Origin of the sequence: Pseudomonas sp. RA_15y_Pfl2_54 (assembly GCF_963971015.1) — a bacterium.
GTDB classification, from domain to species: Bacteria; Pseudomonadota; Gammaproteobacteria; order Pseudomonadales; family Pseudomonadaceae; genus Aquipseudomonas; species Aquipseudomonas baetica_A.
Window position 1 is genome coordinate 47,853 of record NZ_CAXAPN010000021.1, and the last position, 24,728, is coordinate 72,580.

General features: G+C 58.4%; 25 protein-coding genes and 2 pseudogenes. 14 read left to right on the forward strand and 13 right to left on the reverse strand.

What is annotated here, in order from left to right; genetic code table 11:
- Nucleotides 1-39: 39 nt before the first annotated feature.
- Nucleotides 40-1,062, forward strand: a complete 1,023-nt coding sequence (locus AACY50_RS16570; RefSeq protein ID WP_339432553.1) for an ABC transporter permease — start codon at nucleotides 40-42, stop codon at nucleotides 1,060-1,062.
- A 227-nt stretch (nucleotides 1,063-1,289) separates the two neighbouring features.
- Complete coding sequence (locus tag AACY50_RS16575) at nucleotides 1,290-1,619, forward strand: hypothetical protein (protein WP_339432552.1); 330 nt, start codon at nucleotides 1,290-1,292, stop codon at nucleotides 1,617-1,619.
- Nucleotides 1,620-1,675: 56 nt separating this feature from the next.
- Here the strand turns inward: AACY50_RS16575 and AACY50_RS16580 are convergent, their stop codons facing one another.
- Together AACY50_RS16580 and AACY50_RS16585 are read right to left on the reverse strand one after the other, a co-directional pair.
- Complete coding sequence (locus AACY50_RS16580) at nucleotides 1,676-2,089, reverse strand: VOC family protein (protein WP_339432551.1); 414 nt, start codon at nucleotides 2,087-2,089, stop codon at nucleotides 1,676-1,678.
- 148 nt (nucleotides 2,090-2,237) lie between these two features.
- Nucleotides 2,238-2,954 (reverse strand): hypothetical protein, encoded by a 717-nt coding sequence (locus AACY50_RS16585; RefSeq protein ID WP_339465669.1) that lies wholly within the window; start codon nucleotides 2,952-2,954, stop codon nucleotides 2,238-2,240.
- 6 nt (nucleotides 2,955-2,960) lie between these two features.
- Between AACY50_RS16585 and AACY50_RS16590 the strand changes: the two genes are divergently transcribed.
- On the forward strand, nucleotides 2,961-4,772 hold the full coding sequence (locus tag AACY50_RS16590) for an ABC transporter ATP-binding protein (RefSeq protein ID WP_339538861.1): 1,812 nt from the start codon (nucleotides 2,961-2,963) through the stop codon (nucleotides 4,770-4,772).
- On the opposite strand, the gene AACY50_RS16595 is transcribed toward AACY50_RS16590, so the two are convergent.
- The 3 genes from AACY50_RS16595 to AACY50_RS16605 form a co-directional block, all read right to left on the reverse strand.
- Entirely contained in the window at nucleotides 4,769-5,713 is a 945-nt protein-coding gene (locus tag AACY50_RS16595) for an alpha/beta hydrolase (RefSeq protein WP_339432548.1), read from the reverse strand. The two genes, AACY50_RS16590 and AACY50_RS16595, sit on opposite strands and share 4 nt — an antisense overlap.
- A 112-nt stretch (nucleotides 5,714-5,825) precedes the next feature.
- On the reverse strand, nucleotides 5,826-6,824 hold the full coding sequence (locus tag AACY50_RS16600; RefSeq protein ID WP_339432547.1) for an NAD(P)H-quinone oxidoreductase: 999 nt from the start codon (nucleotides 6,822-6,824) through the stop codon (nucleotides 5,826-5,828).
- 61 nt (nucleotides 6,825-6,885) lie between these two features.
- Nucleotides 6,886-8,076, reverse strand: a complete 1,191-nt coding sequence (locus tag AACY50_RS16605) for a YbfB/YjiJ family MFS transporter (protein WP_339538862.1) — start codon at nucleotides 8,074-8,076, stop codon at nucleotides 6,886-6,888.
- Nucleotides 8,077-8,185: 109 nt separating this feature from the next.
- Between AACY50_RS16605 and AACY50_RS16610 the strand changes: the two genes are divergently transcribed.
- A complete protein-coding gene (locus AACY50_RS16610) occupies nucleotides 8,186-9,061 on the forward strand; it encodes a LysR family transcriptional regulator (protein WP_339538863.1) in 876 nt (291 codons plus the stop codon).
- 205 nt (nucleotides 9,062-9,266) lie between these two features.
- Entirely contained in the window at nucleotides 9,267-9,605 is a 339-nt protein-coding gene (locus tag AACY50_RS16615; RefSeq protein ID WP_339432544.1) for a hypothetical protein, read from the forward strand.
- A 407-nt stretch (nucleotides 9,606-10,012) separates the two neighbouring features.
- Here AACY50_RS16615 and AACY50_RS16620 read toward each other — a convergent pair.
- A pseudogene (locus AACY50_RS16620) lies at nucleotides 10,013-10,230 on the reverse strand (hypothetical protein).
- Between the two features lie 110 nt (nucleotides 10,231-10,340).
- Here AACY50_RS16620 and tnpA point away from each other — a divergent pair.
- From tnpA to AACY50_RS16640, 4 genes and pseudogenes are all read left to right on the forward strand, one after another.
- Complete coding sequence (gene tnpA / locus AACY50_RS16625) at nucleotides 10,341-10,673, forward strand: IS66-like element accessory protein TnpA (protein ID WP_339465666.1); 333 nt, start codon at nucleotides 10,341-10,343, stop codon at nucleotides 10,671-10,673.
- Nucleotides 10,670-11,005, forward strand: a complete 336-nt coding sequence (tnpB, locus tag AACY50_RS16630) for an IS66 family insertion sequence element accessory protein TnpB (protein ID WP_339432541.1) — start codon at nucleotides 10,670-10,672, stop codon at nucleotides 11,003-11,005. Before tnpA ends, tnpB begins: the two co-directional genes overlap by 4 nt.
- A gap of 61 nt (nucleotides 11,006-11,066) precedes the next feature.
- Nucleotides 11,067-12,616: pseudogene (gene tnpC, locus AACY50_RS16635) on the forward strand (IS66 family transposase).
- Complete coding sequence (locus AACY50_RS16640; protein WP_339507866.1) at nucleotides 12,565-12,888, forward strand: ASCH domain-containing protein; 324 nt, start codon at nucleotides 12,565-12,567, stop codon at nucleotides 12,886-12,888. Before tnpC ends, AACY50_RS16640 begins: the two are co-directional and overlap by 52 nt.
- A gap of 424 nt (nucleotides 12,889-13,312) precedes the next feature.
- On the opposite strand, the gene AACY50_RS16645 is transcribed toward AACY50_RS16640, so the two are convergent.
- Nucleotides 13,313-13,708 (reverse strand): RidA family protein, encoded by a 396-nt coding sequence (locus AACY50_RS16645; RefSeq protein WP_339432540.1) that lies wholly within the window; start codon nucleotides 13,706-13,708, stop codon nucleotides 13,313-13,315.
- 140 nt (nucleotides 13,709-13,848) lie between these two features.
- On the opposite strand from AACY50_RS16645, the gene AACY50_RS16650 reads away from it, so the two are divergent.
- Nucleotides 13,849-14,763, forward strand: coding sequence for a LysR family transcriptional regulator (locus AACY50_RS16650; protein WP_339432539.1), 915 nt, complete (start codon nucleotides 13,849-13,851; stop codon nucleotides 14,761-14,763).
- 99 nt (nucleotides 14,764-14,862) lie between these two features.
- On the opposite strand, the gene AACY50_RS16655 is transcribed toward AACY50_RS16650, so the two are convergent.
- The 3 genes from AACY50_RS16655 to AACY50_RS16665 form a co-directional block, all read right to left on the reverse strand.
- Nucleotides 14,863-15,231 (reverse strand): antibiotic biosynthesis monooxygenase family protein, encoded by a 369-nt coding sequence (locus tag AACY50_RS16655; RefSeq protein ID WP_339432538.1) that lies wholly within the window; start codon nucleotides 15,229-15,231, stop codon nucleotides 14,863-14,865.
- 53 nt (nucleotides 15,232-15,284) lie between these two features.
- On the reverse strand, nucleotides 15,285-16,247 hold the full coding sequence (locus AACY50_RS16660; RefSeq protein ID WP_339538864.1) for a zinc-dependent alcohol dehydrogenase family protein: 963 nt from the start codon (nucleotides 16,245-16,247) through the stop codon (nucleotides 15,285-15,287).
- 62 nt (nucleotides 16,248-16,309) lie between these two features.
- A complete protein-coding gene (locus tag AACY50_RS16665; RefSeq protein ID WP_017338400.1) occupies nucleotides 16,310-16,612 on the reverse strand; it encodes an ArsR/SmtB family transcription factor in 303 nt (100 codons plus the stop codon).
- A gap of 137 nt (nucleotides 16,613-16,749) precedes the next feature.
- On the opposite strand from AACY50_RS16665, the gene AACY50_RS16670 reads away from it, so the two are divergent.
- Entirely contained in the window at nucleotides 16,750-17,046 is a 297-nt protein-coding gene (locus tag AACY50_RS16670; protein WP_339432536.1) for a hypothetical protein, read from the forward strand.
- 48 nt (nucleotides 17,047-17,094) lie between these two features.
- Here the strand turns inward: AACY50_RS16670 and AACY50_RS16675 are convergent, their stop codons facing one another.
- Nucleotides 17,095-17,817, reverse strand: a complete 723-nt coding sequence (locus AACY50_RS16675; protein ID WP_339432535.1) for a pirin family protein — start codon at nucleotides 17,815-17,817, stop codon at nucleotides 17,095-17,097.
- Nucleotides 17,818-18,036: 219 nt separating this feature from the next.
- On the opposite strand from AACY50_RS16675, the gene AACY50_RS16680 reads away from it, so the two are divergent.
- Together AACY50_RS16680 and AACY50_RS16685 are read left to right on the forward strand one after the other, a co-directional pair.
- On the forward strand, nucleotides 18,037-18,987 hold the full coding sequence (locus AACY50_RS16680; RefSeq protein ID WP_339432534.1) for a GlxA family transcriptional regulator: 951 nt from the start codon (nucleotides 18,037-18,039) through the stop codon (nucleotides 18,985-18,987).
- Nucleotides 18,988-19,077: 90 nt separating this feature from the next.
- Nucleotides 19,078-20,547, forward strand: a complete 1,470-nt coding sequence (locus tag AACY50_RS16685; RefSeq protein WP_339538865.1) for an ATP-binding protein — start codon at nucleotides 19,078-19,080, stop codon at nucleotides 20,545-20,547.
- Here the strand turns inward: AACY50_RS16685 and AACY50_RS16690 are convergent.
- Complete coding sequence (locus AACY50_RS16690; RefSeq protein WP_339538866.1) at nucleotides 20,512-23,319, reverse strand: ATP-binding protein; 2,808 nt, start codon at nucleotides 23,317-23,319, stop codon at nucleotides 20,512-20,514. The two genes, AACY50_RS16685 and AACY50_RS16690, sit on opposite strands and share 36 nt — an antisense overlap.
- A 357-nt stretch (nucleotides 23,320-23,676) precedes the next feature.
- Here AACY50_RS16690 and AACY50_RS16695 point away from each other — a divergent pair, with 357 nt between their 5' ends.
- Nucleotides 23,677-24,246, forward strand: a complete 570-nt coding sequence (locus AACY50_RS16695) for a flavodoxin family protein (RefSeq protein ID WP_339432531.1) — start codon at nucleotides 23,677-23,679, stop codon at nucleotides 24,244-24,246.
- A gap of 8 nt (nucleotides 24,247-24,254) precedes the next feature.
- On the opposite strand, the gene AACY50_RS16700 is transcribed toward AACY50_RS16695, so the two are convergent.
- On the reverse strand, nucleotides 24,255-24,707 hold the full coding sequence (locus tag AACY50_RS16700; protein WP_339432530.1) for an AraC family transcriptional regulator: 453 nt from the start codon (nucleotides 24,705-24,707) through the stop codon (nucleotides 24,255-24,257).
- Nucleotides 24,708-24,728: the final 21 nt, after the last annotated feature.

Sequence of the window (24,728 nt, forward strand, 5' to 3'; positions counted from 1 at the left end):
ACGGCCAGCGTCGTCGACGCGATAGAAGGGTGAGTAGTTATGAACGCGATACTGGAAAACAAACCGGCAGCGGCGCCGGCCAAGAATCGCCGGCGCTTTCCGACCGAGCTGAGCATCTTCCTGGTGCTGATTGGTATCGGCCTGGTGTTCGAAGTGTTCGGCTGGATCGTGCGCGACCAGAGCTTCCTGATGAACTCCCAGCGTTTGGTGCTGATGATCCTGCAAGTGTCGATCATCGGCCTGCTGGCGATTGGCGTAACCCAGGTGATCATCACCACCGGCATCGACCTGTCGTCGGGATCGGTGCTGGCCTTATCGGCGATGATTGCGGCCAGCCTGGCACAGACCTCGGATTTCTCTCGGGCGGTATTCCCGTCGCTGACCGACTTGCCGGTGTGGATTCCGGTGATTGTCGGGCTCGGCGTCGGGCTGTTGGCGGGGGCAATCAATGGCAGCATCATCGCCATCACCGGAATTCCACCGTTCATTGCCACCTTGGGCATGATGGTCTCGGCCCGTGGCCTGGCGCGTTACTACACCGAAGGCCAGCCGATCAGCATGCTGTCGGACTCCTACACGGCCATCGGTAACGGCGCGATGCCGGTGATCATCTTTCTGGTGGTCGCGGTGATTTTCCACATCGCATTGCGCTACACCAAGTACGGCAAATACACCTACGCCATCGGCGGCAACATGCAGGCGGCGCGTACGTCCGGTATTAACGTCAAACGCCATCTGGTCATCGTCTACAGCATCGCCGGGTTGCTGGCAGGATTGGCGGGCGTGGTGGCTTCGGCCCGCGCCGCCACCGGGCAGGCGGGGATGGGCATGTCCTATGAGCTGGATGCCATTGCCGCAGCGGTCATTGGCGGAACCAGCCTGGCGGGCGGGGTGGGGCGCATTACCGGCACCGTCATCGGTGCATTGATTCTTGGGGTGATGGCCAGTGGATTCACGTTCGTCGGGGTCGATGCCTATATTCAGGACATCATCAAAGGCTTGATCATCGTGGTCGCGGTGGTCATCGACCAATACCGCAACAAGCGCAAACTCAAGCGCTGACTTTGACGGCAAACAGCGAGGGCCTTTTCTGGCTCTCGCTTCACCACACCCCTATTAGTTTCAGCCAGGGTGTTTGCCACGCATCATGAGGGCTGTCGGTGAGTCGACCGTTGTGCTGATCAGTCCAGCAAGGCAGTAGAAAAATCGGTAAAAGCGGCAAATTGCTGGCCCCCTGATTGCACTTTGAACGGCAAACTCGCTTTTTTTCAAAAGGTTAGGTTGGCCACATGCGGACGATTGTCATCACCGTTGCAACGCTTTCCCTGGCTGTCTTTGCCGCGGGGGTTCAGGCAAGGGCATTGAGCAAAAACCATCGCTTTGCCTGCACCTGGGGTGCCGATATCGCCGCCGGTGCGCAGCAATCGAAACTGTCCGGAATCTCCCTGTACGGTGCACGCAAGCGCTTGCAGGCCCGCAAGTTCCAGCAGCCATGGATGCGCATGACCGCCATGGGCATCACCGAGCAAACCTACAACAGCAGCTCGCGGCTCAGACCCGCGGCGATCAAGCAAACCTACTATGAACAATGCGTGCGGCATGAACTGGCACAGCGTTAAGCCAAAAGCCCAACCCTTAACGGTTGGGCTTTTTCATGGGTGTGGAAAACGCAGACTCACTTGTCGCTATCGCAATTGACCATCCATGACACGCCAAAGCGATCCACCAACATGCCAAATCGTGCGGCCCAGAAGGTCGCTTCCAGCGGCATGTCGACGCGACCGTCCTTGGCCAGCGCGTTAAATATCCGCTCGGCTTCGGCAATGCTGTCGACGTTCAGGGAAATTGAACAGCCACTCATGCCCTGAGTCGGGCGGTCGGGCGTGGTGTCCGAAGCCATGATCATCTGATCGCCGACTTTCAGGCAGGTGTGGATGATCAGGTGCCGATGTTCTTCTGCAACGTGCTCCGCAGCGGGGGATTCACCGAAAGAGGTCATCGCCTCCAGTTCGCCGCTCAGGGCTTGCTGATAAAAAGTGAAGGCTTCTCGGCAGTCGCCGTTGAAGATCAGGTACGGGTTGATTTTCATGTCTTTGTTCCTGGCAGTCAGGCGTGGAGTAGTGGTTGTACAGCGTGTTCCACGATGGGCGGTTAAAACATAGCAGAGGTTTTGACGTCGGGATCGAGCGGGTTTCTCCCGATGTTTTTCAAATGAAAAGACCCGGGCAAGTCCCGACTCAGTCGACGATGACGTGCTCGTCGTCACCTAGGCATATGGTCAATTGCTGACCCTCCTTGCTGAACGCGCAATGGGGTAGCTCAAGGTGCGTGGCAATTTTGATCGGCGCGCCGATAAAAACAACGGCTATGAGAACCGCCACCACAGACCTGCCGATCATTGCGAAGCGGGACGGCTGGCCGCTGCTGTGGCTTTTCTTGAGTCTTGAGCGCAAAAAAAGACCGAACAGCATCAAGCCTGCGCCGATCAACATTGCGCTGCCGATTTCATGGGGGCTGATGCTGTAGATCCGTTGTTCTGCATCGTCTGGATAGTTGACTAGCCACCAGGCGCCCATGCCAAGTGGCAAAAGCCCTGCGGCGATGCAGGCATGGATCGATCCAGGCAAGCGCACTAGCAGGCTTATCAACAAAACCACTGTGGTCAGAACCCAGGCACTGACAAACATTTGCCCGCCCATGCCGCCCATGAAGGTGCCACCGACATCGATCGGTGTCATCAGATTCCAGTCATAAAAAGCGCTGTGCAGCAGCAGCGTCAGAGCCGCGAGCCAGCAGAGAGGGTAATAGAGCCAAAGGGCATTGGGGCGAGATAACACGTTGAGTCCTTTTCGTGGTGTTCGGCGCACGCCAGTATGCCGAGGAATTCGCACACTATGAATTTCAATCGTTGCGCTGGAGTACCATGGCGCACTGTCATCACCTGCCGGGTTCAACGTCCTATGCCTTCATTTTCCCGCGTCACTTCCTTGTTCGACCAAGCGCAGCGTGCGTTGCGGTTGGTCTGGGGGACGTCGCGAGGTTTGTTTCTGGGGCTGGTGCTGGCGACGCTGATTGCCGGGATGCTGCCGGCACTGGCGGCGTGGTTGGGCCAGCGCATTGTCGATGCCGTGGTCGCGGCGATGCAGCTGCACGCGCAGCACGGCAGTGCGCCGCTGTGGCCGGTGTTGCGATATGTGCTGATGGAGGCGGGGGTATTGGCGTTGTTGTCCGGCACACAGCGGGCGCTGTCGGTGCAGCAGTCGCTGTTGCGGGTGCAGTTGGGCCAGAAGGTCAACACGATGATTCTGGAGAAGGCGCAGACCCTCTCACTGGTGCAGTTCGAGAACTCCGAGTTCTACGACAAGCTGGTGCGGGTGCGCCGCGAAGCCTCGACGCGGCCATTGGCGTTGGTCATGAAGTCGCTGGGATTGATCCAGAACCTGATCATGCTGATCAGCTTCGGCGTGCTGCTGGTGCACTTTTCGCCGTGGGCCTTGGTGCTGTTGGTGGCCGGGGCGCTGCCGGTGTTTTTCGCCGAGGCGCATTTCTCCGGTGATGCGTTTCGCCTGTTTACCCGTCGCGCGCCGGAGAGTCGACAGCAGAGTTACATCGAGACGCTTCTTTCCCACGAGGCCTATATCAAAGAGGTCAAACTGTTCGGCTTCGCACCGCTGTTGCTGCAACGCTACCGCGACACGTTCGCCAGACTCTATGCCGAAGATCGGCGCTTGACGCTGCGTCGTGATGGCTGGGGTTTCGGTCTTGGATTGCTTGGCACCGCGGCGTTCTACGTGGCCTACGCCTGGGTGGTGATCGATGCAGTGCAGGGCGACATCAGTCTGGGCCAGATGACCATGTATCTGGTGCTGTTCAAGCAAGGTCAGAGCGCTGTGAGCAGTAGCCTGAGCGCGATCAGTGGTCTGTACGAAGACGGCCTGTACCTGACGAGTCTTTATCAATACCTCGCTGAACCGGTGCTGGCCGATACCGGTCACCTGACCGTCGGCGCGCAACCGGGCGATGGTCTGCGTTTCGAAAACGTCGGTTTCTGTTACCCGGGGGCCAGCCGTCCGGCACTGCAAAGCATTGACCTGCATCTGGTGCCGGGCAACAGCCTGGCGTTGGTGGGGGAAAACGGTTCCGGCAAGACCACGCTGATCAAGTTATTGACCCGCCTATACCGTCCCGATCAAGGACGCATTCTGCTCGATGGCAGCGATTTGCAGGATTGGCAGGAAACCGCGTTACGCCGTCGCATTGGCGTGATTTTCCAGGATTACATCCGCTACCAGTTCAGCGTCGGGGAAAACATCGGCGTCGGCGATACGCTGGCGTTCAACGACCAACAACGCTGGAAGGAGGCCGCTGCCGAAGGGATGGCGGCGCCATTCATCGAAAGGCTCGACCGTGGTTATGCCACGCAGTTGGGGCGCTGGTTTGCCGGTGGCCAGGAGTTGTCCGGGGGGCAATGGCAGAAGATTGCGTTGTCCCGGGCGTATATGCGCCGTGATGCCGACATCCTGATCCTCGATGAGCCAACCTCGGCCCTGGACCCGGCGGCGGAAGCCGCAGTGTTTGAGCATTTCAGCCAGCACACGGCAGGGCGCATGACCTTACTGATTTCCCATCGTTTTTCCAGCGTGCGCAATGCCGATCACATCATCGTGCTGCAACAAGGAAAGATTCTGGAACAGGGTGGCCACGGTGCGCTTATCGCCGCGGCCGGGCATTACGCGCAACTGTTCGATTTACAGGCGAGTGGTTATCGTTAGGTGTCCCGTGCGCTGCGCACAGTCGCGGGGCCGGCGATACGAGGGGCGGGCTGGGTTTGCATCAACGCATCAATAGCCTTGCGATAATGTTGCCCGCCCAACGCCATGCTGTTGTTGTGCGTCGCTCCAGGCACCAGCAGCAAGCGTTTGGGTTGCTGTGCCGCGTTGAACAGTTGTTCGCTGAAACGCGGGGGGACTAAGGCATCGGCCAAGCCATGCACCACCAGCAGCGGCATATGAATCTCGGCGATCTTGTCGATGGAATCGAACTTCTGCGACAGCAGCCAGCGCACCGGCAGCGAGGTATTGGCCACCGCCGCGGCGACATCCGCCAGAGAGGTGAACGTGGACTCGATCACCAGTCCGCGCACGGGCAGTGGCGTGTGATCGCGGGCGGCGTCCTGTCCGAGTTCGGCTGCCAGATCGATTGCCACGGCACCGCCGAGGGAGTGACCGTAGATCAGGCGTTTGTTCGGATCCGGTTGCAACAGCTTGAAACGCTCCCACGCCACTCGCGCATCTTCATAAACACTGCTTTCGGACGGCAGATCACCCTTGCTCTTGCCAAACCCACGGTAATCGATGGCCAGCACCGAATAGCCCGCTGCGCGCAGTTGCTCGATGCGGAACAATTGCCCGGTGAGGTTCCAGCGCACGCCGTGCAGATAGAGGATGGCCGGGGCATTCTTGCGTTCTGCAGGCCACCACCAGGCATGAATGTTTTGCCCGGCCTTGAAACGTTTGGGTTGCAGATCGAGTTCCTGCACGCTGCCGGGCAAGCCGTGATACCAACCCGCCGTGCCCGGTTCGATGCGAAACAGCAGTTTGCGCTCGGTATGTTCCAGCACGGCACAACTCGCCGGCACGCCGATAATAAGCGCGGCCATGCAGGCGAATGCCAAGCGGCGACGTCGCAGGCGGGTCATGAAGGAAAGGAACATTAAACGGTTCACCACTGCGCAGACAAAGAACGCTTTTTACCAGATGCCTCGGTCTGTGCACGACATTTTCGACCATCGCCCGTGTGCAACGATTACAAAATGCTGCGGCGGCTCAGTCCACGCGAAGCACGATTTTGCCGATGTGATCGCCGGCTTCCATGTGGGCATGGGCTTTGGCCGCGTCGGTCAGTGAGTAGACCTTGTCGACCATCGGCAGACAGCGTCCGTCGGCCAGCACCGGCCATACGTGTTCGCGCAGTTGATCGGCGATCGCGGCTTTCTCGGCAGCGGTGCGTGCGCGCAGCAGAGAACCCGTTACAACGGCGCGTTTGCCGAGGATTGCCAGCAGATCAATGTCATTGGCCCGGGCGCCGCCAAGGAAACCGAGCATCACCACTCGTCCATCCATCGCCAGGGCGCTGATGTTTGCGTTGAGGTAGGAGGCGCCCATGATGTCGAGAACGATATTCACGCCTTGACCGGCAGTTTTCTCGGCGATGACGTCAGCGAAATTCTCTTCGCGATAGTTGATTGCCTGACCGCCCAGCTTACGGATCACTGCGCATTTCTCGGCGCTACCGGCCGTGGCAAATGCCTCAATGCCGAACTCACGACACAGCATCAGCGCGGTGGTGCCGATACCGCTGGTGCCACCGTGAATCAGCGCACGTTGCCCGCTGCTGGCACCACCTAGGCCGAACAGGTTGGCCCACACGGTAAAAAAGGTTTCCGGGATCGCGGCGGCCTGCACCCAATCAATCCCGGCGGGGATTGGCAGGGTCTGGCCGGCCGGTACTGCGCAATATTCGGCGTAACCGCCGCCATTGGTCAGCGCGCAAACGCTGTCGCCAAGCTCAAACTGGCTGACACCGGCCCCGAGCGCGACCACTTCGCCGGCTACTTCAAGACCGGGAATCGGGTTCATTCCGGGCTTCATCGGGTATTTGCCGGCGCGTTGCAAGGCGTCTGGCCGGTTGATGCCGGCGGCGTGAACGCGGATCAGCACTTCACCCTCAGCGGCGACCGGCAACGGTACGCGTTTGGCTTGCAGAACATCGGGGCCACCGGGTTCAGTGATTTCGATGCGAGTCATTTCGTTGGGTAAGGACATTTGGATTCCTGTTGCCAGAGGTTCTATAGATGGGAGCGCGGCCTGCCGGTAATGATTCCGTTCAATTTTCACAGAACCGCGGTTTAGGCGAAGAGGGTAGCCATTTCGGGGCATGCTCCAGCAAAATTGCCACCGTGATCGCGCCCGCGGCGATCATGAACAGCCAGGCGTGATGGCCACCTGTGGCATTGAACAACGCCGAATAGGCAAACCCGGCCAGCGCCTGGAACGTGGCAAACGATACGGTGGCGCGGCTCCAGGCGATTTGCTGGCGATGATGATCCGGCACCAGTTCATGCACACGGGCCAAGGCCAGTGGCACGATACCGGGTGGGAATGAGCCGATAATCACCGCCAGCACGGCCAGGGCCATGAAGGTGTGGGAAAACGCCAGCAGCCCCAGCGCAATCACCTGCACCATCAATACCAGCCGGATGCCTGTCCGCGCGCCAAGTCGATCAGCGAGAAAACCATAACTCACCGGCCCGACAATTGCGCCCAGGCCATACATGACCCACACCCGTGCACCCATATGCGCCCCGGCACCGAGCCCGCGAGCCACGTAATCCACCAGGAACACCATGGCCGGCACCAAACCTGCGGCCATGAACGCATATTGGCCGAACAGCAAATAGACGGCGGGAGGTGTTGACTCAACCGGCACAACCTCGTGAGTCGCAATCGCATGCGGTAAATCGGCGGGCCAGCCAAACCAGCTCAGTGCGGTCAGCAACAACGACAAACCGCCCAGCCCCAACCAGGTGGCCTGCAGGCCCAGGCTCAGCAGCGGCGGCACGATTGTCCCGGAACCGGCAATCCCCAGGCCGATACCGAGGAAGATTGCGCCGCTGGCCAGCCCTTTACGGGACGCCGGCACATGGGGCAGGACGGTCGCCGCCACCAGCACCATGATCGCGCCACCGGTAATCCCTGACAGCAAACGCCAGCCAAAGAACCAGCCCACCGACAACGGAAACGCACAGGCAAAAAACGCGGCGGTGACCAGCAGCATCATCAGTCGCAGGGCGTTTTTATTGCCAAGTTGCCTAGCTATCGGCCGACCGAGCAGGGCGCCGATCAGGTAACCGACCAGATTGGCCGCGCCGAGATAGACCACGTCGTTGGCAGAAAACCACTGCGCCTGAATCAGCGAGGGAATCAACGGTGTGTAGGCGAAGCGCGCCAGGCCGATGCCGACCAGGCTGGCGCAGAGTCCGGCGAAGATCGGTAACGCTGAGGATGATGTACGCATGGGAGCGATCCTGAGAGGTATATGGCGCTCAGCATATCGGCTATTGTTGCTGCGCTGGTGCAGCGAGTTGGCATCGTATTGATGCACATCTGCATTATCAGGAGGCAAGATGAATTGGGACGATGCGCGGGTATTTCTCGCGGTATGCAGGGAGTCGACGTTACGCGGCGCGGCGCGGGTACTGGGCGTGGATCAGGCGACTGTCGGACGACGGATCACGGCGTTGGAACAGTCGCTGAGTGCGACGTTGTTTTTGCGCACGTCCGACGGTTACGCGTTGACAGCGGTCGGCGAAGCGGCGCTTAAAAGCGTCGAAAAAATGGAGCACTCGGCGCTGGAGCTGGAGCGGCAGATTCAGGGCCTGGACGATCGCCTGACCGGCAACGTGCGCGTCAGCACCACCGATTCGCTGGCCATCGATTTCCTGATCCCGGCCATCGCCCGACTGCACGAACTGCACCCGGACGTGCGCGTGCAACTGGATGCTTCCACGCAGATCCTCAGCTTGGCCAAACGCGAGGCGGATATCGCCGTGCGCAACACCCGTCCCGACAATCCAGACCTGATCGCTCGGCGGATTGCCCGCTGGCCGGTGGGATTGTTTGCGTCACAGGCGTATGTCGACGCCAAGGGCATCCCTCAGCAGGGTAAGGCGTTTGAGGGGCATGACCTGGTGGTTTACGAACCCTATCTAAAGGGTAACAAGGACATGACACTGGTCTGCGAGCCGTTGCATCGCGGGCGAATCGTCGCCAGCCTGAGTTCCAGCTTGTTGGTGCGTCGCTCGATTGCGGCGAGCCTGGGTGTAGGAGAAATCCCTGTTTACATGGGCGAACGTGATGGCCTCGTCAACCTCTGGCCGGCGCGCAATCGCCCACAACCCTATGAAGTGTGGCTGGTGACCCACGCAGACTTGCGCCATACGGCGCGGGTAAGGGCCGTGATCGAGCAGATTGTCGAAGCGTTTGCGCAGGAGAATGAGTGAGCGCTGAGTGGCTTTGGAGAAGCTACGTAGCCTGACGAAACGGCCTACACCCAGAGCAGAATTCGCTGGCTTGTGGGTGTTGGGGAGGGGCTCCATGGTTGTTGCAGCTCGCGGTCATACAACACTCGCTTTTTGAGAGATGAGCCAGGAAAGGTATCGGTCACCCAAGGAAGGGGATCGGATTGAAAGCCAGGGAATTTTTGTAATGGTCAAATTGGTAGGCTTTCATCGCAGCGAAGCTTTCATCCTGCGTGAGGACGATGAGGTAATCGTCGTTTTGCCAACCTTCGTTCATAAAATACTGACTCACTTCCAGGATTCGGTTTGCTATCAGTTGCCCATGGCTGCAAGCCGCCTGTTAGTACATATCATATTGCCCATCACCGCGAGGAGTCTATGTGACCGTAACAGCGAGAACCGCCAAATTTCCCACTATACCGAGAACCACCCACGCAAACGCTACCAGCGCCTTGAATACCTTCCGCGAGGGGCTGAAAACAACGCCAAGCAATGCCCCAATGAGGATGCCTGGAAAGCTGAATAAATAGAAAAGCCACCCCATGGAGTCTGTGACCCAGAGGTCGAAAAGGAACAAGTACAGCCCCATGGCAGTAGCCATTCCCCCCAGCGATTCTCGTGACGCTTTGCACAGCAGCGCTATGCAAAGCACTGCCACTTGCGGTAACCAGGAGTATGCAAAGTTATCTAGGAAGAAGGGGCCTTTTCCAGTTGTATAGACGGCAACGGCAAGGCCCAGCCCGACGCCGATGGCTGCCAGCGGAATACGAGTGAACTGTGGAGGATTATTTTCTATCGATCTCATTCCCTGTGACCTTTTTGAAGCGGGTTGTTCGTTGAAAGTCCGCAGCCTTTTTACAGTGAAATCCCGTCAAATCAAGCGACATTCGAAATGCCAGCTTTCAGCCGATCGCTGCCTTCTAGGGCGACACCCTAAAACTGCCTTAGTCGTGCAATCGCATCTGTAATCGCTTTGGCATTTATGTCTAAGGTTTCCATCGCCACAAGTGCGTTCTCGGCGACAGTATCTACGCCATTCTCTGAAAGCCACTTGGTGACCTCCTCTATTGGGCTCCCAAGGCATGCTGGTTGTGTAGAACCAATGTCAGTGCATCCCCAGTAGCAATGTTGGACTCTGAGTCATGCGCCATGAAAATCGTATGCGTCCGGCCAAGTCATCTACCCAACCTCGCAAGGCCAAGACATGGTGTGCACTTAAATTTAAGTGGGCACCAGTTCTAGCCTTTTAAGCGGGTATTTCATGCAACCAACACGCCGTTCCTATTCAAAATCCTTCAAGGCCCAGGTCATTCAAGAGTGTGCCCAGCCCGGCGCTTCTATTGCCAACATCGCACTCGGCCATAGCCTCAACGCAAACCTGGTCCACAAATGGATTCGGATGCACGCGCAGAAAAGCATGGCGCTGCAACCTGCATTTATTCCGTTACCCATGCAGTTGGGCGGAGCAAGTTCGCAAGCTACATCGTCGAATATCTACGTCGAGATCCAGCATTCGCGCGGCACCGTCAAAGTGAACTGGCCAACCGAAAATGCTGCTGCTTGCGCCACCTTTCTTCGAGACCTGCTGCGATGATCCGCATCGACTTCATCTGGCTCGCTACCGAGCCGATGGACATGCGAGCGGGCACCGAAACCGCGTTGGCCAGGGTGATCGCGGTGTTCGGTGCGGCGAGGCCGCACTGTGCTTATCTATTTGCCAACCGCCGCGCTACTTGCATGAAAGTTCTGGTACATGACGGCTTCGGTATCTGGCTGGCTGCTCGTCGGTTGAACCAGGGCAAATTCCATTGGCCAAGCATCCGTCATGGAGCTGAAATGCAGTTGGACACCGAGCAACTTCAAGCTCTGGTAGTGGGCCTGCCATGGCAACGTGTGGGTTGCGGCGGCGCGATCACACTGCTTTAACGGCTGCAATTCGGCTATCGGTCTATCCCCGCGAACTGCCTGCTCTGGCAAAATCCGCAGCATGACTTCTTCGCCCAATCTCGACCAAATGTCCTCCGACCAACTGCGTGCCTTGGCAGCGCAGTTGCTGTCGCAAGTCGACACCATGGGCAAGAAGATCAACCGAGACCAAACGGTGATCGAGAAACTGACTCACGAGATCGCGCAGCTCAAGCGATTGAAGTTTGCCAAGCGCAGCAAGCAGATGAATCCCGAGCAGGCCAGCCTGCTCAATGACCTGATCGATACCGATATCGCGGCGATTGAAGCAGAGCTTCAGGCGTTGCAAACAGTGCCAGCGGCGACCGAGAAAAAGCAAAAGCCCAAGCGCACTGCATTGCCGGCAGGGTTTCCACGCACGTTGATCCATCACGAACCGGACAATACTCACTGCCAATGCGGCTGCGCACTCAGCGCATCGGTGAAGATGTCAGCGAAAAGTTAGACTACACGCCCGGCGTATTTACCGTAGAGCGTCATGTCCGTGGCTAGTGGATCTGTAATGACTGTGAAACACTGATCCAGGCGCCGGTTCCGGCACAGGTCATTGATAAGGGCATCCCGACCGCTGGGCTGCTTGCTCACGTCATGATCGCCAAGTTTGCCGACCATCTTCCGCTTTACCGGCAAGAGTCGATTTTCGGACGAGCTGGCTTGGCCATTCGACGTTCAACCTTGGCGCAATGGGTTGGCATGACGGGCGTACAGTTACAGCCTCTGGTCGATGCGTTGCGTGATGTAGTGCTCGGACAGCAGGTCATCCATGCCGATGAAATACCATTGCAGATGCTCACGCCGGGTGCGAAGAAAACCCACCGTTCTTATGTTTGGACCTACGCCACCAGCCAGTTCTCGGACTTGGCGGCGGTCGTTTACGACTTCAGCCCCAGCCGTGCCGGAGAGCACGCTCGCAACTTTCTGCAAGACTGGAAGGGCAAGCTGGTCTGTGATGATTTTGGCGGTTACAAGGCAAGCTTCGAACTTGGCGTTACCGAAATCGGCTGCATGGCCCATGCGCGACGCAAGTTCTTCGAATTGCATGCCACCAACAAGAGCCAGCTCGCCGAGCAGGCTTTGCGATACATCCAGTTGCTTTACGAAATCGAGAGCGAAGTCCGCGACCTGGAACCGGATTTACGGCGCCGAATACGGCAAGAAAAAGCCGTACCAGTGATGGACATGCTGCATGCTTGGATGATCGCCCAGCGCGATGTTGTGCCCGAAGGTTCGGCTATCAGCAGAGCACTCGATTACAGCCTGAAACGCTGGGCAGCGCTGTCGCGCTACCTCGATGACGGGGCCGTACCCATTGATAATAATTGGGCAGAGAACCAGATCCGGCCGTGGGCTCTTGGGCGCAAGAACTGGCTCTTTGCAGGGTCGCTACGCAGCGGGCGAGTGAAATCGATCAGTTGCTGCCGCATAAGTGGAATCCCATTAAGGCGACTATTTTCCAAGCGCCCAACTGTTAGGAGAGAACCATCAAGGCTTTATCAATTGTACGGCCCAGTGGCGGTCGAATCGCTTCTGGCGAGAAAACCCTCGAAGTTCGTCGTTGGTTTCCAGACTTAGATCCTTTCGAGGATCTTCTGATTGTCGAAAACGGGAGGTTTCTTCATAACGATGGTGACGAAGACGATAACGGTATTGCCGTCGCAATTGTGCGCGTGAAAGCCGTGCGCCCATTCGTCCTGGCTGACATGCAAGCGGCCTGTGCAAGTTATTTTGAAGACGGCTGGCTCGCATGGGAGCTGAGTGACTTAAGGCCAGTCACACACTCAGTGGCCATCCGAGCGGCGCGCGGTATCTACGAGGTAGACTTCTTGCTTCCAGACAAGCGCTGACCATTAAGCAAGACGTGTTGAGCAGACGCTTACTGAAAATCGGCCTTGGATTCGGGTTCGCAAAAGCCTAGTTCATATCGTCAAAGGCGAAGACTGATCACTCATCCAGTCGGACCAATTTACGCACCAAAATAGCGCACCAGTCCCATCTCAGTCCCATATGGCTTTTTTTCAGACACCAAAAACCACAAACTCCCAACTTTCTCTAGGAAAATCAGGAATTTGCGTTTACTTAATGTGGCGGTGAAGTAGAGATTCGAACTCTAGAACTCCTGCGACCATAAATATTCATCACGATAACTTCCCACTGGCAGCATCCGGCCAAAAGCGGACGGTGACAACAGGTAGCGAACGGTAGGGAGCGGAGGGGCGCGCCAGAAAAAAAAGGGTTCCCTTTGGCGGTCGGAGGAGTGCTGAGCCGATTCTATTGGGGTAGTTTGGCGATCACTTTGATCTCGAAGTCGAAGCCGGACAACCAGGTCACGCCGATAGCAGTCACTGTCGGGTAGGGAGCTTTGCCCCAGTACTCGGCCGCTACTTCCCAGATAGTTTCGAATTTCGAGTCGGGGTCGACCATGAAGATGGTCGTGTCGACCACATCCTCGAAACTACTGCCGGCCTCGGCCAAGATCGCGTTGAGGTTGGCGAAGGCCAGGCGAACCTGTGCCGCAAGGTCCGGCTCGGCCGAGCCATCCTTGCGGCTGCCGACCTGACCGGATACGAACAGAAAACCGTTGGAGCGAATCGCCGGCGAGTAGCGGTGGAGTTCGTACAGTGCATGGCGGTCAGGCGGGAAAACGACATCACGTTTGCTGGTCATTGCATACCTCCTTCGGGGCCATCGCGGCCCGCTGTTTACGATGAAGCCACTGTAAAAAAACGACCAACCTGAATAAACAAGCAACTCTGGTCATGACTGTTTGTAGAATCCAAACTATCCAGACCCGAGTGAGGCGTGAAATGGACCGTTTCGATGCAATGCAGGCCTTTGCCCGAGTGGTGGAAACCGGCAGTTTCACCAAGGCGGCAGCCACCCTGCACATGAGCAAGACCACCGTGACGCAGCTCGTTCAGCAACTGGAAGCGAGGCTGCGCGTGCGCCTGCTCAACCGCACCACACGCAAGGTCAATGTCACCGCCGATGGCGCGGCCTACTACGAGCGCGTCATCCGGCTACTGGTCGATATGGACGACGCCGAGACCAGCTTGTCCAGCGCTTCGATGACACCGCGCGGGCGGCTGCGGGTGGATGTACCCAGTCCGCTGGCGCGAATGCTGCTGATACCAGCCTTGCCGGGGTTCTTTGCACGCTACCCGGAAATCCAGCTGACCGTGGGCGTGAGCGATCGCATCGTCGACATCATTGGCGATAACGTAGACTGCGTGGTGCGCGGCGGCGAGATCATCGATCAGTCCCTGGTGGCAAGGCATGTGGGCGATCTGAAACTCGGCATCTATGCCGCGCCCGGCTATCTGCAGCGCTTCGGTACGCCGGCGCACCCCAGTGAGCTGGAGGAGGGCAGGCACAGTACCGTTGGCTTCCTCTGGTTTCGTACAGGCAAATCCTTGCCCTACGCGATGCAGCGGGGTGAGGAACGCATCGAGGCCCAGGGCCGCCCGCAACTGACGGTCGACGACGGCAATGCGTACCTCGCCGCCGGCTTGGCTGGTCTGGGCATGCTTTGGCTACCGCAGTACATGGCCAAACCGCACCTGGTCAGCGGTGAGCTGCTGCCGCTATTTGAGGACTGGCACATGGCGCCAATGCCGATGTATCTGGCATTCCCGCCGAATCGCCATGTCAGCGCCAAGGTGCGGGTATTTATCGACTGGGTAATAGATTTGATGGCCGAGCATGCGCCGGTGGTTAGGTGAAACAGGTGTAAAGCCATTTCAGGACTAGACACTCTAAACGTCCATTTTTGACAAAAGTTGTCGGTCATGAACGTCTGTTTCCGACAACGGCTATTTGCTTTAAGGCCACAAGCCTCTTAAGCCGCTGGTAGCACCCATGCCAACGGTATTGTTTGGATCATCATGTTCGTCAGTCCTAAAAGCGGTCTCCTCAATATGGTAGACCTTCGGTTCTTCCGAAAAGTATCCCTCTAAGCCCATCATGAACAGCCGATGGTCTTCACTCGCTTCGAAGCCCGGCGTGTGATCTTCGAGTGATTGCCATCTCACTATCAGGTTGAACAGCTCGGGGCTTTCGATCCCTTGCGCTAGCAAGTGGCCGCCGTAGCCCTTTGCGCGGCTGAGCAAAGGAGCGACCTCGGCAAATGCACATCTGAACTTATCAATGTGTTCTTTGTGTACGGGGAGCAAAGCAATTTCATAAATCATGGCGTGCCTTTAAGTGAGTTCAACGGTTAAAAATACGCACTTACGGGATGAGCCTATGGCTCGACTGCGATCGCGATTTTTCCTTGAATGCCGTTGTTGGGACTCTCCAACCGGGCATGGGCGAGCGCAATGTCGGCAAGCGAATAGACAGCGCCAACGTGTGGCCGCAGCTGACCGCGCGCTACCAACGCGCTCAGTTCATCAAGCTTGCCGCGGTTTTGCCTGGTGAAAACGAAGTGATAACTCGCGTTCTTGCCCCAGGCCTGAACGACGTTTTGTGGCAGTGCAATGTCCACAATCGTGACCACGCGGCCAAGTTGTGCGAGCACGTCGGGGCTACGCGACAGTGTGTTGCCGCCGATGGTGTCAAACACGACATCGACTCCGCGGCCACCTGATTCCCGGATGATGGCGTCGACGTAATCCTCCTTTTCGTAGTCGATGACCACATCGGCACCTAAACTTCGTGCGAACTCGGAGTTTGCCTCGCGCACGGTCGTGTACACCCTTGCCCCCATGGCTTTTGCCAGCTGGATCGCCACATGACCGACTCCCCCCGCGCCACCGTGTATGAGGATGCTTTCCCCCACTCTGAGCGCTGCACGCACGACCAGTGCTTCCCACGCCGTCCCACCAACCAAGGTCAGGCTTGCCGCCTCAAGATGGCTCAGCGAGGGAGGCTTCTTCCCGACAATGCTTTCTGCAGCGACGTGGTACTCGGCATAACTTCCTGGCCCGTCAAATAATTGCGGGGTGTACCAGACTTCGTCTCCTGGTACGAAGGTCGTCACACCTGGCCCAACTTCTTCGACAACGCCAGATACGTCGTGTCCGGTAATGGCCGGCAGTTGCACCAGGTCGGGATAATCGCCACGTCGAACCTGGTAATCCAGTGGATTGATGGAGGTTGCGTGTACCCGGACCAGGACCTGTCCCGTGTGTGGCACGGGCTTGGGCACGTCGCAGAGTTCGAACGATTCAGGACCGCCAAATGATTTAAGTATCATCGCTTTCATAGTAAATCCTCGTATCTACAAAAAGGAATATCGAGATATCTAGATATATTGCGGTAAAAAAATTACAGATCTTTCCCAATGATCTCGGCAAGAGCACTGATGGTTGCCTCATTTCGTTTGTAGTAGGTCCACTGACCGATGCGCCTTACTTCGACCAGGCCCACTCGTTGCAACGTGGCAAGATAACCGGACACCGTTGACTGCGACAGTCCGATACCTTCTTGAATACTACTGACGCAGACTCCGACCGTGAGAACGTCACCTTCATCCTGCGGAGGGAAGTTCTTTGCGGGATCCTTCAAACCTTTCAAGATTTCAAGACGCGTAGGGTTTGAGAGGGCTTTGAATATTTCGATCAATTCCATAAGCTTAGGGTATCGAGATTTATCGATATGTCAATACGGGAGATTAGAACAATTTTGAACTTCGAATTGCCAACGGTTTCGTTGGCTAGACCGAGTGTCCGCTTCTGGCCGTTCTCTGCCGATCATGGTTACAAAGCGTGCTGGTCAAATCCGATGCGATCGGTGGTCAGGTCGAATGCAAACGGGTGGTCAAGTGGAGTGCAATTTCGCAGACAAAAGAGGCGGTCCGACAGGCCTCTACGATCAAGGCAAATTATTGGGCTTCAACCGCGGTGTATTTTCTTGGCATCGTCGGCATAGTCGTTGCGCCCTATTACGCCAATCAGGCCAACGTCTTTGTAGCGATTCAAACGACTCTATCGGCGGTTCAAGCAGGCAAGGTTACCCCTCCACCTAACCCCGCGATGTTGCCATTACCGATCACGCCACCCTAAAAAACGGCCTTCAAAAGAAGGCCGTTTTTGTGGGCGTTAAACACTCGTTTATGGCATCTGCGGCAACTCTTGCGGGCGCAAGTCAAACACCAGCACTTCGGCATCCACGCCATTGCTCAAGGTCAGCACCTGCTCCTCGCGAACCCGCACGCCGTCACCTTCCTGCAACCGCTGGCCGTTCAGTTCAACGCTGCCACGCGCCACATGCACATAGGCGTAACGGTTGGCCGGCAAATCCAGCGTGGCGCTCTCTTTGCCATCGAACAGCCCGGCGAAGACTCGCGCATCCTGGCGCACGGTCAGCGAACCATCACGGCCATCCGGCGAGATGATCAGTTGCAGGCGACCGCGTTTTTTCTGCGCACTGAAATGCTCCTGTTGATAGCGCGGTTTGGCGCCGCCGACGTCCGGCACGATCCAGATTTGCAGGAAGTGCACAGGCTTGGTCGCCGAATGGTTGAACTCGCTGTGCGCCACGCCACTGCCGGCGCTCATCAGTTGCACATCGCCGGGGCGAATCACTGAGCCTGTGCCCAGGGTGTCTTTATGTTCCAGCGCGCCTTCGAGCACGTAGGAAAAGATCTCCATGTCGCGATGTGGGTGCTGGCCGAAGCCTTTGCCGGCGGCAACACGGTCATCGTTGATCACCAGCAGATCGGAAAAACCCTGTTCACGCGGGTTGCGATAGCTGGCGAAAGAAAAGGTGTGGAACGACTTCAACCAGCCATGATTAGCGAGGCCACGATCGGAGGCTTTACGAAGAGTCAGCATGATGAAATCTCCTTGCGGGACGTGAATTCGTCCGAGTGAGGAGAAGGTTACTGGTTACTTTGCGATGCAATAAGTAGATGAAAATTGAAATACTGTCCCTCTCAGGTTGACAGTTTTGCGGTTCAGTTCACGCATTCTTTTTTAACGACTTCGCTGTACTTGGCCATAATGCTCACTCTGCCTCATGCCTTTCATTTTTGCTCTCAGTGAAGTCTCCCCATGAAAACCGTGGCAATGGTGTTGTTCCCTGACTTTCTTCTGCTCGACATGGCCGGGCCGCTGGAGGTGTTTTCGGTTGCCAACCGGTATTTGAAACCGCAACTGCATTATCAATTGACCACCCTTGGCACTGAACGCGGCCCTCTGCGCGCATCCAACGGTGTGCAAGTGCTGGCCGACTGCTCTATCGAAGACGCACCGCAGCGCTATGACTTGTTGCTGGTGCCCGGTGGTCCCGGCGCTTACAACGAAAAGCCTCCCGCATTGCTCGCTTGGCTAAAAGAGGCCGTCCCGCGCGCCGAGCGCTACGGCTCGATCTGCACCGGCGCGTTCATTCTTGGGCATGCCGGATTGCTCGACGGTTATCGCGTCACCACGCACTGGAATTACACCGAACGCCTGATCAAGGCATTCCCGAAGGCGAGCGTCGCGACCGATCAGATTTTCATTGAGGATCGCAACCTGATTTCCTCGGGGGGTGTCACTGCCGGCATCGACCTTGCGCTGGCGTTAGTCGCCCAGGATCACGGCAAGAAGCTGGCTCAGGATGTCGCCAAAGTGTTGCTGGTGGTGATGAAACGTCAGGGCGGGCAGGCGCAGTTCAGCCCATTGATGGCGGCAGTGGCGCCCCAGGAAACCCCGATCACACGGGTGCAGAATTACGTGCTCGAACACCTCGACGAAGCCTTCAGCGTCGAACGCATGGCCCATTTGGCGAACATGAGTACGCGGCACTTCGCGCGGATTTTCGCCCGTGACATCAATATGACTCCCATGGAATTCCTGCAGAGTGCGCGCATCGACTGTGCACGCAACCTGTTGGAAACCAGTGACCTGCCATTGAAAACCGTGGCCTACAAGAGCGGTTTCGGCAGCGTGCGGCACATGCGCTTGTTGTTCGCTGAAAAGCTCGGTCTGACGCCTGTGCAGTACCGCGAACAGTTCAGCTAGAGCCATTGTGTCCGTCACGCGCACTCGTATGTCCGTGATGCGCCCTGTGTGGTGGTTGTACCGTCAGCCGGGACTGCCAAGATAGCGGGTATGAACAACCGCCACGATGTGAACCCGGCGTCGGTGCTGTATTTCGGCCCCTACGCGTTTCATTTGCGCCAACGGTTGATCCTGGAAGGGGATCGGCCACTGCGTATGGGCGGGCGTGCGCTGGACATTCTGCAGGTGCTGGTCGAGCGAGCGGGGCGCGTGGTCAGAAAGGAAGAGTTGATTGCGCGGGTCTGGCCGACGTCAGTGGTTGAGGAAATCAACCTTCGCGTTCACATCGCGGCGCTGCGCAGAGCATTGGGTGAGGGTGAGAAGGGGCATCGCTACATTGTCAATGTGCCGCAATGCGGCTATCGCTTCGCGGCGCCGGTGCACGGTGACAGCGCCGGGCAAGTGGTGTTCGAAGGTCTGCAAGCGCCCCTGCACAACTTGCCGGCGCGACTGACGCCGGTCACGGGTCGCGATTCATTGGTGGGCGCCATGGTGCGGCAATTGCCGCTGTGCCGGCTGATGACCGTGACCGGCCCGGCGGGCGTCGGCAAAACCACGGTCGCGTTGCGCGCGGCAGAGTTGTTGCTGGAGCATTTTGGTGACGGCGTGTGGCTGGTGGATCTGTCTGTGATCGACGAGCCCGCGTTGCTGCTCGATCATCTGCTGCAAACACTCGAAACCGATCTCGACGCGCTATCTCGCCGCCACACCTTGCTGGTGCTGGATAACTGTGAGCACCTGCTCGACGCTTGCAAGGCGTTGGTTGAACGCTTATTGGACGCAGCGCCCAGGCTGTCGATTCTTGCGACCAGTCGTGAAGCCTTGCACGCCAGCCTGGAGACCGTGCAACAACTGCCGCCGCTGGCCATTCCCAAATCCACGGCACTGAACAGTGTTGCAGAAGTCATGGGTTATTCGGCGGTGCAGTTGTTTGTCAGTCGTGCCCGCGCGCGGCAGCAGGGATTTACGCTGCGCGAACAGGATCTCAACGCTGTGCGTGACATCTGTCGGCGACTCGATGGTTTGCCGCTGGCGATTGAACTGGCAGCGGCACACATCGATGCTTTGGCGATGGTCGGGTTGCAGGCCCAACTCGACAACTGTCTACAGATGCTCAGTCATGGTCGGCGCACCGCCGTGCCCCGCCATCAAACCCTGACGGCCGCGCTGGACTGGAGTTATCAGCACCTGAGCAAGCAGGAACAACGGGTGTTGCACCGACTGTCGGTGTTCCAGACGGCTTTTGCCCTTGATGCCGCGTTGAGTGTGATCAGTTGCGCACAACTGCCGCCCTCGATGCTGGCCTTGATGATTGAGCGGTTGGCGCAGAAATCGTGGCTGGTGGTGGTGCGGGGCACCGGTGGGCTGCGCTATCGCATGCTCAACACCACCCGGCGTTATGCTCGCGAACGACTGGAACGCAGTGGTGAGTCGAGTAATTTCGAACACCGCCATGCACGCAGCCTAAGCCGCAGCCGTTGGCCTTCAGACTCGCAGTTGACTGCTCAGCTCGTCGAGTAGCGAGCGCACCTTGCGCAAGTCCGGCGTGGCGTAGCCTTCGGTGAAGCGTTGGTAGATCGGGTTCAGCAGATCCAGCGCTTCGCGGCAGCGGTTTTGCCGTTGCCACAGTTGGGCCAGCGACGTGGCGCTGCGCAGTTCCCAAGCCAGGGCGCCCTGGCTTTGGGCGATCGAGAGTGCCTGTTGCAATACTTCTTCTGCCTGGCGGGTATTGCCGCCCGAACACCCTGATTCTTCAGCCAACAACCGATCCGCGCGAGCGCGCAAAATCTCCGCTGTACTCCAACCCGCTGCGCCGCTTTGCGCGCGTTCAAGCAATGCATCATCAACAAATCCGCTGTCCAGGGTCACCATGACTTCTCTGACCAGACCGCTGCTCTGCAACGGCATTGGCGTGGCGCTATCCGCGTCGATCACCTGCGCGTAGTGCCGTGCCCACGTATAGAACAGCATGACCGAATGCTTCTGTGCCTGCTCGAGCAACAGATGCAGCAGCGCGCGGGCGTTTTGCCGGTCACCGTTGTAATGAGCAATCAAACAACTGGCCAGCGCCAAGGTGTAACAGATCGAGGTGCCGTGGTTGATCTGCACGGCAATATCCAGCGCCTGTCGCGCGGTGCGCCAGGCTTGCTCCGGGAAACCTTGCAGCCACAGCACACGGGCGAGCACTGTCAGCGAGGCGACGCTCTGGTCGTACTGCACGCCAAAACCGTGGGTAAAACGGTTGAGGTGACCGCTGTGTGCCATCCGTTCGATCACCTGCTCGGCATGAATGCGCGCCTGCGTCTGGTCGCCCGCGTAGTGCAGGGCCAGCACCCGCAACCGGTGCATGCTCAGCGACAGCAGCGGGTCGCCATGCAGGCCAATGCGGTCGAACTGCTCGCTCTGCTCCAGCGCTGCCTGGTAATGACCGCAACTGAGATTGACCGCCATGTGTCCGGACACCGCCCGCAGTTGCCCGGCGATATCGTCGTGTGCTTGCGCCAGCGTACGGGCGTCGACGAAGGCTGCGATGGTTTCCGGGGTGCCGCCCCAGGTGTGGTAGCAGGCACTGCCGAGCGCCAGTTTCAGAGCGATTTTCACACGCGGACAAGGTTCGGCGGCCTTGTCGAGCAGGGCCAGCGCCCGACGCACGTAACCGCCGTACTCCTTGAGCAGCGACAACTCTTGCCACAACGGTGCCGAGGTCGCGGCCAGATAAATCCCCACTTCATCGGGCCCAGCACCGTTCAGGCTCCAGTCCAGCGCAGCACGCAAGTCTTCGAGACCGCGTGCATAGCGTTCGATCCACAAAGCGGTCGAGGTGCTCTCCCAATCACTTTGCGCTTGATGCATCAGCGCCAGGCAGCGTTCGGCGTGGCGTTTGCGGGTGTCGGCAAGTTCCGCGCAGTGGTCGAGTTTTTCCAGGGCGTAGCGCCGGGTGGTGTCGAGCAAGCGGTAGAACACCTCTTCATCACCGACCTCGACGTTGAGCAGAGATTTGGCGACCAGTTGTGTGACGGAGCCAAAGACCTCGTCGGGTTCAATGTGCTGACCGACAATCACGGCGGCAGCGGACTCCAGTGTGAAACCGCCACGAAAGACGCCCAATCGTCGCAAGCAAGTCTGTTCGCAAGGCGTGAGCAGATTGAAGCTCCAGTCCAGCGTCGCGCGCAGGGTATGGTGGCGTTCCAGGCTGCTCTGATTACCTGCTGGCGAGGCGGGCAGGCGCCCCTGCAATTGGCTCAGCAAACCGCTCAGCCCCAGTTCGTTGACCTGCGCCGCCGCCAGTTCCAATGCCAGGGGGATGCCATCCAGCCGTCGGCAGATTTCAATGACATGAGGCAACTCGGCATCCTGCAATTCGAAGCTCTCGTGAGCGGCAAGGGCTCGTTCGACAAACAGTTGCAGTGCCGAAAAGCTCAAGGCTTGCGCACGATCGAGCACCGCAATCGGCGGCGGGTAATCCAGGGATTCCAGGCGCTGCACATACTCGCCTTCGGCGCGCAGGCTCTCTCGGCTGGTGGCCAGAATGTGCACTTGCGGCGCGCCGCGCAAAATGTGCTCGCTGAGCAGCGCTACGGCATCGATCAGGTGTTCGCAGTTGTCGATCACCAGCAACATTTGCCGTTTGCTCAAGCCGTCGATCAACCTGTTAAGCGGTTCGCCATCGTGCAGCGACAGGTCGAGCAAGGTCGTCAGGTGCGAGCAGATCATTTGTGGGTCGTTGATTGGCGCCAGGTCCAGCAGCCGGATACCGTCCTGGTAGCGGCCGATCATCTGTTCGGCCACACGCAGGGCCACGGTGGTTTTGCCGATCCCGCCGGGGCCGACCAACGTGATGCAGCGCTGACGTGGCAGTTGGGCCACCAAGCTGTCGACCAGTGGCTGACGGCCGATCATCCGTGTGCGGCGCAGCGGCAGGTTATGCCGGGTGCCGCTATCGGCGAGCGGGCGCTGCCCGATGGACTCCAGCAGGGTCGGCGCGACAAAACTGTAGCCACGCTGCGCCACCGTGATGATGTAGCGCTGGCCGGCCTGGCCGTCGCCAAGGGCTTTGCGTAGCGCCGCCATGTGCACACGCAGGTTGATGTCTTCCACAACACTGTTCGGCCACACCTCGGCGATCAACTGCTGCTTGCTCACCACTTCGCCGGCGTTCGCCAGCAGGATCAGCAGAATGTCCATGGCACGTCGCCCCAGACGCAACGGCTGGTCGCCCTCAAGCACCAGCCGTTGTCCGGGATGGATCCGATAGGGGCCGAAACCGATGGCCTGATTCGGGGAAAGACTCAACAGCTCACTCCTGCAATGTTTTTATGATCCTGCCCGTACTGTGCGAAGACTTTGTGACGAGCAGGGCGGAGGAAGAGAACAGCGCACGCAAGCCCTCTAATCCGCAGTATCGGGACATATTCCTCAGGTTCTTGCCTGCGTGCAACGTGCAGAAGGACGGCCTCGATGAACGCGAAGCGGCGCAACCCCCGTTTTTACGGACTGCCATGTTCCAAGCCGCGTCTTCAGGCGCGCCACAATTAACAACGATTAACTCGTCTGTGTCCGGTCTAGCCCCAAAAATCCAGTCAGACAAGTTCAGCGACAGGCACCGGCCTGCTGGCTGCAATGGAATGCACACGTCCGGAGGACGGCGCAATGAGCAACGTGGTGGTTGTCTATCACAGCGGCTATGGGCACACGCGGGTCATGGCCGAAGCCGTGGCGCGAGGCGTCGAACGGCATTTGGGCAGCACCTGTCGGTTGATTGCGGTAGAGGAAGTGGATGCCCATTGGGATGAGTTGCATTACGCCGATGCGATCATCTTCGGTGCGCCGACCTACATGGGCAGCGCTTCGGCGGGGTTCAAGCAATTCATGGAGGCCAGCGCGGCGTTCTATCTGGCCAAACCGTGGCGCGACAAAATCGCCGCCGGGTTCACCAACTCGGGCAGCCTGTGTGGCGACAAGCTCAACACGCTGCTGCAAATGGCGGTGTTTGCCGCGCAACATTCGATGATCTGGGTCGGTCTCGACCTGCTTCCGGCGCGTTCAGCGGCCGGATGCTTTGATGGGCAATTGAATCGTCTCGGCAGCTCACTTGGCGCCATGTCGCAATCCAATGTCGAACAGACGCCCGACCAGGCGCCACCGCCTGAAGACCGGTGCACAGCGGCGCACTTGGGCGAGCGGGTCGCGCGTTTGGCGCAGCGCATGGCGCAAACGTGAGCCCCACCCTACAAAGCGATGCAAACGCTTGCGACTGGCGCAGGCTGCGATCGTTTGATTTTGCTGCCTTGCGCCTCACGACAGCGCCAGGCGAACGGATTGATCCCCTCGCTGCGGGTGAAGATGTGACAGAAGTGCGCCTGATCGCAGAAACCGCATTCCAGGCTGATTTGCGTCAGGCTCAAGTCGGTGTGCAGGATCAAAAGCTTGGCGCGGGCGATGCGTTGGGTGCGGATCCATTCTTGCGGTGAAAGCCCGGTGCTGCACTTGAACGCCCGGGAAAAGTGACTGCGCGACAGCGAACACGCTTGCGCCAGTTCCGTGACTTCCAGACTGTCGTCCAGACGCTCGAGAATCAACTGTTTGACTCGCCGTTCGCGTTGCGGACTGAGACCGCCGAGGCGCGGTGCGTGAGGTTCGCTGGCAGGGGCGAGGGCGACGCTGTGTTGTACGTGAACCATGGCCAATGTCCGTGTCGGTGG

Bases quoted from the DNA above. Each gene is read 5' to 3' on its own strand.
- AACY50_RS16645 (WP_339432540.1), bottom strand. From the start codon at position 13,708: ATGACCAGCAAACGTGATGTCGTTTTCCCGCCTGACCGCCATGCACTG.
- AACY50_RS16610 (WP_339538863.1), top strand. From the start codon at position 8,186: ATGAATTGGGACGATGCGCGGGTATTTCTCGCGGTATGCAGGGAGTCG.
- AACY50_RS16680 (WP_339432534.1), top strand. From the start codon at position 18,037: ATGAAAACCGTGGCAATGGTGTTGTTCCCTGACTTTCTTCTGCTCGAC.
- AACY50_RS16600 (WP_339432547.1), bottom strand. From the start codon at position 6,824: ATGTCCTTACCCAACGAAATGACTCGCATCGAAATCACTGAACCCGGT.
- AACY50_RS16615 (WP_339432544.1), top strand. From the start codon at position 9,267: ATGGTCAAATTGGTAGGCTTTCATCGCAGCGAAGCTTTCATCCTGCGT.
- tnpB (WP_339432541.1), top strand. From the start codon at position 10,670: ATGATCCGCATCGACTTCATCTGGCTCGCTACCGAGCCGATGGACATG.
- AACY50_RS16575 (WP_339432552.1), top strand. From the start codon at position 1,290: ATGCGGACGATTGTCATCACCGTTGCAACGCTTTCCCTGGCTGTCTTT.
- AACY50_RS16570 (WP_339432553.1), top strand. From the start codon at position 40: ATGAACGCGATACTGGAAAACAAACCGGCAGCGGCGCCGGCCAAGAAT.
- AACY50_RS16695 (WP_339432531.1), top strand. From the start codon at position 23,677: ATGAGCAACGTGGTGGTTGTCTATCACAGCGGCTATGGGCACACGCGG.
- AACY50_RS16595 (WP_339432548.1), bottom strand. From the start codon at position 5,713: ATGTTCCTTTCCTTCATGACCCGCCTGCGACGTCGCCGCTTGGCATTC.
- AACY50_RS16685 (WP_339538865.1), top strand. From the start codon at position 19,078: ATGAACAACCGCCACGATGTGAACCCGGCGTCGGTGCTGTATTTCGGC.
- AACY50_RS16655 (WP_339432538.1), bottom strand. From the start codon at position 15,231: ATGATTTATGAAATTGCTTTGCTCCCCGTACACAAAGAACACATTGAT.
- AACY50_RS16580 (WP_339432551.1), bottom strand. From the start codon at position 2,089: ATGAAAATCAACCCGTACCTGATCTTCAACGGCGACTGCCGAGAAGCC.
- AACY50_RS16650 (WP_339432539.1), top strand. From the start codon at position 13,849: ATGGACCGTTTCGATGCAATGCAGGCCTTTGCCCGAGTGGTGGAAACC.
- AACY50_RS16665 (WP_017338400.1), bottom strand. From the start codon at position 16,612: ATGGAATTGATCGAAATATTCAAAGCCCTCTCAAACCCTACGCGTCTT.
- AACY50_RS16660 (WP_339538864.1), bottom strand. From the start codon at position 16,247: ATGAAAGCGATGATACTTAAATCATTTGGCGGTCCTGAATCGTTCGAA.
- AACY50_RS16675 (WP_339432535.1), bottom strand. From the start codon at position 17,817: ATGCTGACTCTTCGTAAAGCCTCCGATCGTGGCCTCGCTAATCATGGC.
- AACY50_RS16590 (WP_339538861.1), top strand. From the start codon at position 2,961: ATGCCTTCATTTTCCCGCGTCACTTCCTTGTTCGACCAAGCGCAGCGT.
- tnpA (WP_339465666.1), top strand. From the start codon at position 10,341: ATGCAACCAACACGCCGTTCCTATTCAAAATCCTTCAAGGCCCAGGTC.
- AACY50_RS16700 (WP_339432530.1), bottom strand. From the start codon at position 24,707: ATGGTTCACGTACAACACAGCGTCGCCCTCGCCCCTGCCAGCGAACCT.
- AACY50_RS16605 (WP_339538862.1), bottom strand. From the start codon at position 8,076: ATGCGTACATCATCCTCAGCGTTACCGATCTTCGCCGGACTCTGCGCC.